The sequence below is a fragment of the Vulcanococcus sp. DEBay_Sum22DG08_74 genome (assembly GCF_017852955.1).
In the GTDB taxonomy this organism is placed as follows: domain Bacteria; phylum Cyanobacteriota; class Cyanobacteriia; order PCC-6307; family Cyanobiaceae; genus Vulcanococcus.
This window is the reverse complement of sequence record NZ_JAFMKL010000059.1, coordinates 1-10514: the sequence shown is the minus strand read 5'-3', so window position 1 is coordinate 10514 and position 10514 is coordinate 1. Positions and strand designations below refer to the sequence as shown.

At 68.2% G+C, this 10514-nt stretch carries 15 protein-coding genes; 8 read left to right on the top strand and 7 right to left on the bottom strand.

The window, feature by feature from the left end; translation table 11 throughout:
• Positions 1–492 (top strand): hypothetical protein (locus tag QZ184_RS07630; protein WP_363159663.1); only part of this gene is annotated, 492 nt, incomplete at its 5' end.
• Here QZ184_RS07630 and QZ184_RS07625 read toward each other — a convergent pair.
• Both QZ184_RS07625 and QZ184_RS07620 read right to left on the bottom strand, forming a co-directional pair.
• Positions 477–1109, bottom strand: a complete 633-nt coding sequence (locus QZ184_RS07625; protein ID WP_296418877.1) for a dihydrofolate reductase family protein — start codon at positions 1107–1109, stop codon at positions 477–479. The two genes, QZ184_RS07630 and QZ184_RS07625, sit on opposite strands and share 16 nt — an antisense overlap.
• Entirely contained in the window at positions 1096–2037 is a 942-nt protein-coding gene (locus QZ184_RS07620) for a 6-carboxytetrahydropterin synthase (protein ID WP_296416361.1), read from the bottom strand. The genes QZ184_RS07625 and QZ184_RS07620 overlap by 14 nt, the downstream gene beginning before the upstream one ends.
• 73 nt (positions 2038–2110) lie before the next feature.
• Here QZ184_RS07620 and QZ184_RS07615 point away from each other — a divergent pair, with 73 nt between their 5' ends.
• On the top strand, positions 2111–2734 hold the full coding sequence (locus QZ184_RS07615; protein ID WP_296418874.1) for a shikimate kinase: 624 nt from the start codon (positions 2111–2113) through the stop codon (positions 2732–2734).
• On the opposite strand, the gene QZ184_RS07610 is transcribed toward QZ184_RS07615, so the two are convergent.
• Positions 2731–3000, bottom strand: coding sequence for a chlororespiratory reduction protein 7 (locus QZ184_RS07610; protein WP_247476960.1), 270 nt, complete (start codon positions 2998–3000; stop codon positions 2731–2733). The genes QZ184_RS07615 and QZ184_RS07610 overlap by 4 nt on opposite strands.
• 49 nt (positions 3001–3049) lie before the next feature.
• Between QZ184_RS07610 and QZ184_RS07605 the strand changes: the two genes are divergently transcribed.
• Complete coding sequence (locus QZ184_RS07605) at positions 3050–3694, top strand: DUF6816 family protein (RefSeq protein ID WP_296416347.1); 645 nt, start codon at positions 3050–3052, stop codon at positions 3692–3694.
• On the opposite strand, the gene QZ184_RS07600 is transcribed toward QZ184_RS07605, so the two are convergent.
• Positions 3691–4401 carry a glutathione S-transferase family protein gene (locus QZ184_RS07600; RefSeq protein ID WP_296416346.1) on the bottom strand — a complete coding sequence of 237 codons (711 nt, stop codon included), beginning with the start codon at positions 4399–4401 and terminating at the stop codon, positions 3691–3693. The two genes, QZ184_RS07605 and QZ184_RS07600, sit on opposite strands and share 4 nt — an antisense overlap.
• Positions 4402–4481: 80 nt before the next feature.
• On the opposite strand from QZ184_RS07600, the gene QZ184_RS07595 reads away from it, so the two are divergent.
• From QZ184_RS07595 to QZ184_RS07575, 5 genes are read left to right on the top strand one after another with little or no spacing between them, the layout of a single operon-like run.
• On the top strand, positions 4482–4688 hold the full coding sequence (locus QZ184_RS07595) for a DUF751 family protein (protein ID WP_010313223.1): 207 nt from the start codon (positions 4482–4484) through the stop codon (positions 4686–4688).
• A gap of 2 nt (positions 4689–4690) precedes the next feature.
• A complete protein-coding gene (gene rbfA / locus QZ184_RS07590; protein WP_247476954.1) occupies positions 4691–5101 on the top strand; it encodes a 30S ribosome-binding factor RbfA in 411 nt (136 codons plus the stop codon).
• Positions 5088–6677: a glycoside hydrolase family 3 N-terminal domain-containing protein gene (locus QZ184_RS07585; protein WP_296418871.1), complete on the top strand. Its 1590-nt coding sequence runs from the start codon at positions 5088–5090 to the stop codon at positions 6675–6677. Before rbfA ends, QZ184_RS07585 begins: the two co-directional genes overlap by 14 nt.
• A gap of 53 nt (positions 6678–6730) precedes the next feature.
• Positions 6731–7924 carry a glycosyltransferase gene (locus tag QZ184_RS07580; RefSeq protein WP_296416343.1) on the top strand — a complete coding sequence of 398 codons (1194 nt, stop codon included), beginning with the start codon at positions 6731–6733 and terminating at the stop codon, positions 7922–7924.
• 3 nt (positions 7925–7927) lie between these two features.
• Entirely contained in the window at positions 7928–8713 is a 786-nt protein-coding gene (locus tag QZ184_RS07575; protein ID WP_296416342.1) for a uroporphyrinogen-III synthase, read from the top strand.
• Here QZ184_RS07575 and QZ184_RS07570 read toward each other — a convergent pair.
• The 3 genes from QZ184_RS07570 to QZ184_RS07560 form a co-directional block, all read right to left on the bottom strand.
• Positions 8703–9203, bottom strand: a complete 501-nt coding sequence (locus QZ184_RS07570; RefSeq protein WP_296418869.1) for a hypothetical protein — start codon at positions 9201–9203, stop codon at positions 8703–8705. The two genes, QZ184_RS07575 and QZ184_RS07570, sit on opposite strands and share 11 nt — an antisense overlap.
• On the bottom strand, positions 9184–9639 hold the full coding sequence (locus QZ184_RS07565; protein ID WP_010313234.1) for an SRPBCC family protein: 456 nt from the start codon (positions 9637–9639) through the stop codon (positions 9184–9186). Before QZ184_RS07565 ends, QZ184_RS07570 begins: the two co-directional genes overlap by 20 nt.
• A gap of 5 nt (positions 9640–9644) precedes the next feature.
• Positions 9645–10514 (bottom strand): FAD-dependent oxidoreductase (locus tag QZ184_RS07560; RefSeq protein ID WP_296418867.1); only part of this gene is annotated, 870 nt, incomplete at its 5' end.

The following is a 10514-nucleotide window of genomic DNA, read 5'->3' as shown; positions in this document are numbered from 1 at the left end:
GGGGATCTCTTCAATCGATCGGTGCCAGCGAACAGTGAGCTCGGCCATCAGCTCAGAACCAGGGGGCGGGCAGCGGGCAGAACGCTAACGGCTACGGCCCTGACCATCGGCGCCCTCAGCGCACCCAGCCAAGCCGGATTGCTCAGCCCCGTGCTCAACCTGATGCGCCCGCAGGTCGAAGCCAAGATCAGCGAGGCCTGCCTGCGCTGGAGTGCCATGGGCAACAGAAGCCTGATCGAGCGGCTCACCCCCGCCTGCCAGGCCCTGGCCGCCCCCACCAGCCGCTGCCTCGTGGCTGAGACCCAATCCAGCGGCCGCAGCCTGGGGGTGATCAGCGAGTTGCTCGCCGGACGCTTTGGCGATGACCTCGAGGTGGTGGTCAAGCGCTGCGCGGGACGGATGCTGGGGCTCTCGCCGGAGACCTTTGGCAAGCTGCCGCTGCGGGACCTGGCCGAGCGCTTCAACAGCCTCAAGGCTCAGGCGCGCCGGTAGCGCACAAGCAGCTCGTCGCCGCCCAAGCAGCGCTGCTCCTGGAGCGTCCAGGCACTGGCCTCCAGGGCCCCATCGGACTGAAGCCAGGCATGGGGGCCGCCCAGCAGTTGAGGCACCAGGGTCAGCTGCAACTCATCCACGAGTCCCTGGGCCAGCAGCTGCGTGGCCAACTCAGCCCCCCCCAAGAGGAGCAGGCGCTCCAAACCAGCGGCGGCCAAGGCCGCCAAGGTGTCTGGCCAGTTCTGCAGCGGCAAGAACCTGTCAAAACCTGAGGGGGCCGCCTCCCCTGGGCCCAGAAGCCAACGCTGCAGGGGCTGCTGGAACAGGCGCAGGTCTGGATCCCAGATGCGCTGGCGACTCACCACCAGGGCGGAGGGTTGGGGCGGCCGCCCCTGCTGCTGACGCTGCTCCAGCAGGTCGGCATCGCGGATCAGGCAGGTGCAGCCGTGTTGGCGGATGGTCCTGCCGCCGACCAGGGCACCATCCGCCCAAGCCAGGGCCTCCTCGAGGACGCGGCGGTCTCCGGTTCCTCCGAGTTGGGCCGCACCACCAGCGGCGGGGGCGAGCCGGCCGTCCAGGCTGATCGCCAGAACCAGCCGAAGCTCAGGCGCCGGCAAGGGCTTCGAGGGCCTGGGGGTTCATGCCCAGCTGGGGCACCTCTGCGAACACCTCAGCGGCGTTGTTCGGGCTCTCCTGAAGACGGATCTTGTGGAGCGAAGCCCCCAGGGCCGCCACGGGGGCCTGGAGCAGATCGGCGATATGCAGCGCGATGTTCTCCGCCGTGGGAACCGTGCTGGAGAAGTGCTCGACGTCCTTGTTCAAGAAGGTGTGGTCAAAGGGCTCCACCACCAGCTCATCCACCGCTGACTGCAGGGCCGAGAGGTCGCAGACCATGCCGGTGCGGGGGTCAATGGCACCCCGAACGGTGATGTCCAGCAGATAGTTGTGGCCGTGGCCATGGGGCCGGGCGCACTTGCCGTAGATCGCGGTGTTCTCCTCGAAGCTCAGCTCCGGTCGGGCCAGGCGGTGGGCCGCAGCGAAGTGGGTGCGGATCGTCAGGAAGGCTTCCATGGAATCGCCGAGCACATCGGCCCAGAGCTTGTCGGTTTCGTAAAGACGGAGCCCCATCAGGGGCAGGTGGGGCGCCAGGCGCTTCCAGATGGCCAGAACCAGGGCCTCGGTGGTGGGCAGGATCCCCTCGGGACGGCTCAGATCGAATTCCGGCCAGGCCTCGTTCAGGCTGCGGAAGTCGAGCTGGGCGGTGACCTGCTCGCGGATGGCGTGCTTCACGTCCGAGAGGTTGAGCACCATGCCGTTGGCATCGAGCCCGCCACCCATGGCGACGATCAACTCATAGTTGTGGCCGTGGCCCGGGGCCAGGCTGCAGGGCCCGAACTGGGCGGCGTTCTGCTCCGGGCTGAGCTCAGGCAGCCAATAGCGATGGCTGGAGCTGAAGGTGGCCCGGCGCGTGATCACGCAGGGCCGGCCCTGACCGTGGGGGGCAGAGGAGACGACGGACACCGGGCTCGCCGGAGGCGCCGCCATCACTGGCGGAGTCATGACAGCGAGTAACGGTTGGTCGCATCTTAAGAATGTTGGTGCTTGCGATGGCGAACCGATGGAGGACACCCGAGTCCAGCTGCGGCAGCGACTGGAGGGCCTGAACCTCTATCTGGTGGGGATGATGGGTAGCGGCAAAAGCAGCGTGGGCCGGCACCTCGCCGAGGCCCTGGACTACCGCTTCCTGGACGCCGACACCAGCCTGGAACAGGTGGCGGGGCGCTCCATTCCCGAGATTTTCGCCAGCGAGGGCGAGGCCGGCTTTCGCGCCCTGGAGTCGGCGGTGCTCAACCAAATCGCCTCCTGGCATTCCCTCGTGGTGGCAACTGGCGGCGGTGTCGTGACCCAGCCGGCCAACTGGGGCGAGCTGCACCAAGGGGTCGTGATCTGGCTGGATGCCCCCGACGCGATCCTGCTGGCGCGCCTCGAGGCCGACCCGACTCCCCGGCCCCTGATGGAAGCGGAGGACCGCGCCGAACGCCTCGCCAACTTGATGGCCGAGCGCCGCCCCCTCTACGCCCAGGCCGACCTCCAGATCCTTCAGGACGGACGCCCGGCCGAGCAGGTAGCCCAGCAAATCCTTGAGGCGCTGCCCTCGATCATCAAGGAGCGCACGGCGCCACCCCTGGGTCAACTGCAGGTCACCAGTGATGCCGGAGAGGTGGGGACCTCGATCAACTAACTAGATGCCCCGGGTGGCTCCAGGCGAATCGCAAACCACTGCACCGTGATCCCCGGCTGAAGCTCCAACTCACAGGCCGTCTCCAGCAGCCGCTGGGCCTGATCCGTCGTCGAGCCCAGGCCTGAGAGGTCCTCGGGAATGGCCTCGAGGGAGTGCAGTTGGCGCTCCAACCAAGCCAAGGTCTCCTCGGCTGTGAGCAGTTGCTGGGGGGCCCCTGGCTCCAGCACCACGTAGTGATCCAGCTCGCGGATCAGGGGATCGGACATCGGGCCGTCCAGGCGGCAGGATCACAGGCAGCCTGCCACGTGCCCAGCGATGCCGCTCGCCCTCATCCTGCTGGTGCTGCTGAGCGGAAGCCTCCCCGCCGTGGCGGCCTCAACCCTGGAACAACGCCTGGAGAACTGGCCGCAGTGGAGCCTGCCGGCGCCACTGCCGCGGCCAGGGCGACGCGATCTCATCTACCCCGCCTGGTTTGAAGGGGACTGGAGCGCCACCAGCCGCGATCTCAGCGGCGCGGAGCCTGAGATTCAGTACGCCGTGCGCTTCGTCAAAGATGACGCCGGGCGGATCGTTGGCGATCGCGCCTTCAATGCCGGGTCCGTCGGTCGCGCCCTGCTGGGCGATCAGCTGCAGCGGGTTCGCAACGATCCGCAGAACCCCAACCGTCAATTGGCGGATTTGAGCGGGGATCAGTCGTTGGAGTCCACCGTCATCGGCCGCCGCAGCGAGCAGCAACCCCAGGAGCAGTTTCTGGCGGATGAACTCAGCCTGCAGGTGCTGCATGGCCCCGGCGACCCGCGGGTCAGCCAAGTGGAGACCCTCAGCCGCTACGCCCGGATCGATGCCGATCACATCGAAGCCAGGCAATGGCAGGTCAGCTACGGCTCCCCCGCCGATGGCCTCCGGGCCGAGGCCCAGCGCAGCTGGAGTGGAACGCTGCTGCTCGAGCGCCAGCCCTAGGGACGTCCCAGCTGCAGGCCGAGGCGATCGCGCCAGAGCCAGAGGGATTCCAGACGGGGATCGTCGGCCAGCCCCGCCACCCCGCGTCCCGCCAGGGGGCTCCCGGCGGAGCTGGGGAACTTGATCAAGGACAGCTGGGCGATCACGGCCAGATCGGCCAGGCTCAGCTGATCACCCACCAGGTAGGGCTGGGCCTGCACCAGGGCCGTGAGCTGCTCAAGGCTGCTGCGCAGTTGCTGCAGCACCTGCTGATCGAGCACCTGACCCACACCGCTCAGCACCCCGCCCGGCAGGGCACCCACCAAGGAACGCAAGGGCGACGGGGTGGCCTCCGGCAGCAGGCCATCGCGGAGCACCGGATCGCTGGCGGCGGCCTGCACCAGGGCCATGCGCGCACCCGCCGCGAGGGCCGTGTCGGCCCAGTCCTCCAGCAGCATCACCTGGGCCCGCTGGGCCGGATCACTGGGCAGCAGCGCCGGATCAGGGTGCTTCTGCTCCAGGTGCAGGGCGATGGCCGTGGAATCGGCAATCACCTCACTGCCATCCACCAAGACCGGCACCTGGCGCTGCCCCGACAGCCGGTAGAGGTCCACCTGACCAACACCGGGCGTGACCTCAATGGGGGTGAAGCTCAGCTGCTTGAAGGCGAGCACCAAACGGACCTTCTCGCAGAAGGCGGAATGGCGGAACTGATGGAGCTCCAGCATCAATCGATCGGATCGCGCGGCAGCGAGTGCCCCTTTGGCGGCAGAGTAGCCAGCACTCTTTGATCAGCGCCCCAGCCCCCATGCGGGACTTTTTTCTGAACGTCACGCGCTACCCGCGCTATCTGATCGCGTTCGGGCTTGGCGTCGCCAACTCCGTCCTGGAACCCCTGGCCCAGCGCCGCAGCAATCCCGTCACCGCCGTCGCCCTGATCGGCGCCCTGGTGAGCGGTCTGCTGAGCCTGACCCTGATCCTGCGTGCCATGGTGACTCCAGAGGTCATCGCATAGCCATGGCGCAAGGTCGTCGCGTAGAACGCGTGGCCGCTCTGATCCGGCGGGAGGTCAGTGAACTCCTCGTCACCGGCATCAAGGACGAGCGGGTCAGCCTGGGGATGGTGAGCATCACCAATGTGGATGTCGCCGGCGATCTCCAGCACTGCAAGATTTTTGTCAGCGTCTACGGCAGCGCCGAGGTGCAGCAGCAAGCCCTCGAGGGCCTGCGCTCGGCTTCGAACTACGTCAAAGGGGAGCTCGGCCGTCGCCTGAACATGCGCCGCACCCCCGAGGTGATCTTCCAGTTGGATCGCGGCATCGAAAAGGGCACCTCGGTGCTCGGTCTGCTCAACCAACTCGAGGAGAAGCGCCAAGAGCGCGGCGAGGTTCCTGAAGGCACCGGCCAACAGGAGGATGGAGGCTTCTGAGCTCCGGCGGCAGCTGGCGAGCCTGCTGGTGGTTCGCGGCAGCGGCCATGCCCGGGACCATCAACGCCGCTATCCCCGCTGGGAACTGAGCAACGCAGAGCTGCGCCAACTCCTGGGTGAAGGCGTTGGCGGGGTGATCCTGCTGGGGGGCAGCGCCGAAGAGCTGCGGCTCCGCTGCGAGCAACTTCAAGGCTGGGCCGCCGAACCGCTACTGCTCTGCGCCGATGTGGAGGAGGGTGTCGGCCAGCGCTTTGAAGGCGCCAGTTGGCTGGCTCCCCCCCTGGCCCTGGGTGCGCTGCATCAGCGGGAGCCGCAACGGGCCGAGGCCCTGGCCGAGGGCTACGGCCGCTGCACCGGCCGGCAGGCGCGACTGCTGGGGTTGAACTGGGTCCTGGGGCCGGTCTGCGACGTCAACAACAACCCAGCCAACCCGGTCATCAACGTGCGGGCCTGGGGGGAAACAGCGCGCACGGCCGGGGCCCTGGCGGCGGCGTTTGTGCGGGGCTGCCAGGGCGAAGGGGTACTGGCCTGCGCCAAGCACTTCCCCGGCCATGGCGACACCAGCTGCGACTCCCACCTGGAATTACCCGAGCTGCCCCACGACCGAGGGCGGCTGGATCAGATCGAACTCCCGCCGTTTCAACAGGCGATTGCCGCTGGGGTCGCCTCGGTCATGACCGCCCACCTGCGCCTGCCGGCCCTGGACCCCAAGCGCCCGGCCACCCTGTCTAAGGCCGTCCTGACTCAGCTGCTGCGGGGGGACCTGGGCTTCCAAGGCCTGGTGGTGACCGACGCGCTGGTGATGGAGGCGATCAGCCAGCACCACGGCAGCGCCGAAGCGGCCGTTCTGGCCTTTGAAGCGGGGGCTGATCTGATCCTGATGCCCGCCAATGCCCAGGAGGCGCTCGATGGACTGGTGGACGCGGTCCAGAGCGGCCGGATCAGCCAAGCGCGCGTGGACGCCAGCCTCCAGCGACGCCGGGAGGCCCTGGCGCGCTGCTCGCCTGCCCAGGAACCGCTGGAGCAGCTGATCAGCCCGGACGAGCGGCAGCTGAGCGCTGAACTGCTCACCCTCAGCCTGATTCGCCAAGGACCGGGCCGGCTGCCTCCTGGACCGGGGCTGAACCTGATCCGACTGGACAACCAACTCAACGCGCCGCAGCTGCCCCTGGTGGCCCCGGCCCTGCTGCGGCCCGCCGCCCTTGGCTATGAGGCACGGCTGATCGACGCCCGCAGCCCCAGCCCCTGGGGCCCAGACCCCGAGGCACCCCTGGCCTTGGATCGCCTGCCGGACGGCCCGGTCCTGCTGCAACTGCTGGTGCGGGGGAATCCCTTCCGCGGCAGTGCCGGCGGCGATGAACCCTGGCCCCAGGTGGTGCGGCAACTGCTCGGAGCCCAGCGCCTGGCTGCTCTGGCGGTCTACGGCAGTCCCTACCTCTGGCAGGCCCTCGAACCCCTCCTGCCGCCGGATCTACCCGCCGCCTACAGCCCGGCTCAGATGCCCCAGGCCCAGGCCCAGGTGCTCACGGCCCTGGGGTTACCCGAGGCGGCGCTAGAGGGCGGCTTTACCGACTAAGCGAGCCACTGCCACTAGCCTCGGGCCGTCTTCTGCGGCCGCCGGCACCCACCATGCTCAGCCTCTCGATGATCGTTCGGGATGAAGCCGGACAAATCGAGGACTGCCTGCGGTCCGTCCAAGGCTTCGCCGATGAGCTGGTGGTGGTGGACACCGGCTCCAAGGACAACACCGTCGCCTTAGCCCAGGCCGCTGGCGCCCGGGTGGAGGCGATCGAGTGGCCCGGGGACTTTGCCCCCGCCCGCAACCAAGCGCTCGAGATGGTGCAAGGCGACTGGGTGCTGGTGCTGGACGCCGATGAACGGCTCAAACCGGAGGCCTGGAAGCCCCTGCGGGCCCTCATGGCGCAACCGGATGTGCTGGTGATCAACCTGCTGCGCCATGAGCGCGGCGCGATCCAGTCGCCCTACTCCAACGTCAGTCGGCTCTTCCGCCGCCATCCGCGCATCCGCTGGAGCCGGGCCTATCACTCGATGATTGACGACAGCGTCGCGGAACTGCTCAAGGAGGAGCCGCAGTGGCGCATCGCCGATTGCTCCGAGCCCGCCATCGATCACGACGGCTACCGCCCAGAGCTCTTGGCCCAAGGCAACAAACCCGAGCGGTTGCGCCAGGCGATGGAGGCCGAGCTGCAGAGCCGTCCCGGCGACCCCTATGCCTGCGCCAAGTTGGGCAGCCTGGAGGTCGCCGAAGGCAACCTCGAGCGGGGCCTGAAGCTGCTGCAGGAGGGCCTGGCGAACTGCCCAAGCGAAGCCCAACCCGAGCGCTACGAGCTGCTGCTGCACCTGGCCCTCGCGGAAGCCAGCCGCGACCCCCAGCAAGCGGAGCGCTACTACCGCCAAGCCCTGGAGATCCCCCTGGCACCGCGGCTGAACCTGGCGGCCCAGCTGAACCTGTCGGCGCTGCTGCTGCAGCTCGGACAACTGGAGGAGGCGGAAGCCCTCAGCGCCCGCGCCACCCGCGTCGCCCCTGAGATCGGCCTGGGCTGGTACAACCTCGGCCTGATCCGCCGCAAACAGGGCAATCTCGCCGGGGCCCTGGAGGCCTACCGCGAAGCCAAACGGGTCAATCCCGGCCATGCCGAAACCCACCAGAACCTGGCCGTCGCCCTGCTGCTGGGCGGCGACATCGATGGTTCCCGCGGCAGCTTCCGTGAGGCGATCCAACTGCTGATTGACCAGGGACGCACCCAGGAGGCCCAGCGGCTGCACAAGCAAGCCGGAGAACTGGTCAAGCTCGAGGGCTGAGGGATGGCGCTGCAGGGACGCACCATCGCGGTCACCCGGGCTGAGCAGCAACTGGGGACGGCGCGGCAGCTCTTCGAGCAGGCGGGAGCCAGCGTCCTCGATCTCCCCGCCCTGGTGATTGGCCCGCCCGATGAGTGGGGCCCCCTCGATGACGCCCTGGCGGAGCTCGAGGAGTTCCACTGGCTGATCGTCTCCAGCAGCAATGGGGTCGATGCCGTGGAGCAGCGGCTGCAGCGCCAGGGCAGCAGCCTGGCCCGGCGGCCCAGCAGCCTCAAGATCGCCGCGGTCGGCCGCAAAACAGCGGCGCGCCTCGATGAGCTGGGAGCGGCCGCTGATTTCGTGCCGCCGGCCTTCGTCGCCGACAGCCTGATTGAGCATTTCCCCGTCTCCGGTTGGGGCCTACGGCTGCTGCTACCGCGGGTCCAGAGCGGTGGACGGACCCTGCTGGCGGAAGCCTTCGGCGAGGCCGGAGCACGGGTGGTGGAAGTGGCGGCCTACGAATCGCGCTGCCCCGAAACGCTGCCGGCGGCCACCGCCACGGCCCTGGCCGAGGGACGGGTCGATGCCATCACCTTCAGCAGCGGCAAGACCGTGCAACACACCATCCAACTGCTGGAGCAGCAGTTCGGCGCGAGCTGGAGGGAGCCGCTGGAGCGGGTCCAACTGATTTCGATTGGCCCGCAAACCTCAAAAACACTCCAGGCGCTCCTGGGGCGCGTTGACGCGGAAGCCAACCCCCATGACCTCGATGGGCTCGTGGCCGCCTGTTCCCTCGCCCTTAAAGACTGAGCACCCGCTGCTGACCGGCCTGGTTCAGGCGCAGTTGACCGCGCCCCAGATCGATGCCCGTCACGGTCCAGCCCGGGGGCAGCAGGGCCGGCAGACCGGAGCCGGGGCAGAGGCCCTGGCGGCCGATGCACACCGTGCCGCTCTGGCCGCCCAGGGAAACCAGAGCCTGGGCGCTGCGGCCACTGCCGATCAGGCCCGTGAGCTGCAGATCCGCCTGGGGGGTCTCGTTTGGGGTGCTTGCCGGCGCAGCCGTGACCGGTGCGAAGGGGTCAATGCGGCCATGGGGTTGGGCCTGAACCACCTGCTGGGCGCTCGGCATCGCGATGAAGCCAGGCAATGGGGTGAGCGGCGTCGGTTCTGAGACGCGGGCGGGGGGAATCGCCGTTCCCGGGGCAGAGGGCGCCGTACTGCTCTGGCCTGTGCCGCAGGCCGCCAAGGCCAGCAGCACAGGCAGGACCGCAATCAGTTTGTTAGTGCGCCTCTTGGCCATAGCCGCTCTGGACGAGATCGCGGAAGCGATCCAGGTTGGCCTGGAGCTCCTTGGTCACGATCCCCCCCAGGATGGAGGCATCCATCAGCGGCGCCAACACCCCCGGCAGCTCGTAGCTGACGCTGAGCTTCACGGCCGTGCTCTCGCCGCCCTGGGGATAGAAGCGAACGGCCCCTTTCGTGGGCAGGCCGCCGACGGATTCCCAATGGAGCTGTTGGGCCTCCACGCGCTCGGTAATCCGCGCCTTCCAATGGAAGCGAAATCCCTGGGCCGCCAGGGTCCAGTCGGTGAGATCGGGGTCCCCGTCTTCGGTGGTGACGGACTCAATCCAGTTCATCCAACGGGGCATGGCCTCCAGGTCACTCCAGACCGCCCAGACCCGCTCGGCGGGGGCCTTCACCTCGGTAGTGACGCTGTGTTCAAGCCAACGGCCCATGGTCTCTAGGCAACGGATGCATTGGTGGCCAGCTCCGCCTGACGACCCAGGATCGCGGCAGCGGCAAGACGCCCACTCATGGTGGCGCCTTCCATCGAATCGATGTAGTCCTGCTTGGTGTAACTACCGGCCATGAAGAAGTTGGTGACCGGCGTGGTCTGGTCCGGGCGGTAGGGCTCCATCCCCGGGGCCTCGCGGTAAAGGGACTGGGCCAACTTGACGACGTTGCTCCAGACCAGGTTCAGGTTTTTGGCCGAGGGGAACAGGCGCCGGACCTGGGCGTCGGTCGCCGCGACGATCTCCTCGGTTTTCTTGGGAATCCAGGGATCGCCGGGGGTCAGGACGCACTGCAGCAGGGAACCCACCCCCTCCTTGCGGTAATCCACCGGACTGGCCAGGGCCAGGTCGGCGAAGCAGCTGAAGTCCGCATCCGCCGTGTAGAGCAGGTTGTCCAAACCGGCGGGACGGGCCACATCCCGGCGGGCGGCCTCGGCCATGGGGGAATCACCCAGTTCGGTCACCCAGCCGTCGTAGCGGAGTTGAACCGTGGCGACGGGCACCGCCTCGAGCTTGTAGAGGTTGTCGAACAGGGGCCAACGGCGCCAGGACTCAGGCACCATCCGCTGAATACCAGGGACGTCGCAGGCCGCCAGGTAGGTGTCGGCCTCGACCTTGAGATCACCGTCGGGGGTGCCGAGGGTCAAGCCGGTGACGCGGGTCTCGCCGGCGACCTCTTCAAACTGGACCTCGGTCACCCGGTGGCGCAGATGCAAGCGCGCGCCTCGCTCCTGGATGTACTCGAGGATCGGGCCGGTGAGCCAGCGGTGGGGCGAGCCCTTGAGCAGGTTGAGCTTGGAGGCCTCGGTTTTGGCCGC

Excerpts from the sequence above, each read along its gene's own strand:
- QZ184_RS07620 (WP_296416361.1), bottom strand. The coding sequence starts at position 2,037 with ATGGCGGCGCCTCCGGCGAGCCCGGTGTCCGTCGTCTCCTCTGCCCCC.
- QZ184_RS07615 (WP_296418874.1), top strand. The coding sequence starts at position 2,111 with ATGGAGGACACCCGAGTCCAGCTGCGGCAGCGACTGGAGGGCCTGAAC.
- QZ184_RS07610 (WP_247476960.1), bottom strand. The coding sequence starts at position 3,000 with ATGTCCGATCCCCTGATCCGCGAGCTGGATCACTACGTGGTGCTGGAG.
- QZ184_RS07605 (WP_296416347.1), top strand. The coding sequence starts at position 3,050 with ATGCCGCTCGCCCTCATCCTGCTGGTGCTGCTGAGCGGAAGCCTCCCC.
- QZ184_RS07600 (WP_296416346.1), bottom strand. The coding sequence starts at position 4,401 with ATGCTGGAGCTCCATCAGTTCCGCCATTCCGCCTTCTGCGAGAAGGTC.
- QZ184_RS07595 (WP_010313223.1), top strand. The coding sequence starts at position 4,482 with ATGCGGGACTTTTTTCTGAACGTCACGCGCTACCCGCGCTATCTGATC.
- rbfA (WP_247476954.1), top strand. The coding sequence starts at position 4,691 with ATGGCGCAAGGTCGTCGCGTAGAACGCGTGGCCGCTCTGATCCGGCGG.
- QZ184_RS07585 (WP_296418871.1), top strand. The coding sequence starts at position 5,088 with ATGGAGGCTTCTGAGCTCCGGCGGCAGCTGGCGAGCCTGCTGGTGGTT.
- QZ184_RS07580 (WP_296416343.1), top strand. The coding sequence starts at position 6,731 with ATGCTCAGCCTCTCGATGATCGTTCGGGATGAAGCCGGACAAATCGAG.
- QZ184_RS07575 (WP_296416342.1), top strand. The coding sequence starts at position 7,928 with ATGGCGCTGCAGGGACGCACCATCGCGGTCACCCGGGCTGAGCAGCAA.
- QZ184_RS07570 (WP_296418869.1), bottom strand. The coding sequence starts at position 9,203 with ATGGCCAAGAGGCGCACTAACAAACTGATTGCGGTCCTGCCTGTGCTG.
- QZ184_RS07565 (WP_010313234.1), bottom strand. The coding sequence starts at position 9,639 with ATGGGCCGTTGGCTTGAACACAGCGTCACTACCGAGGTGAAGGCCCCC.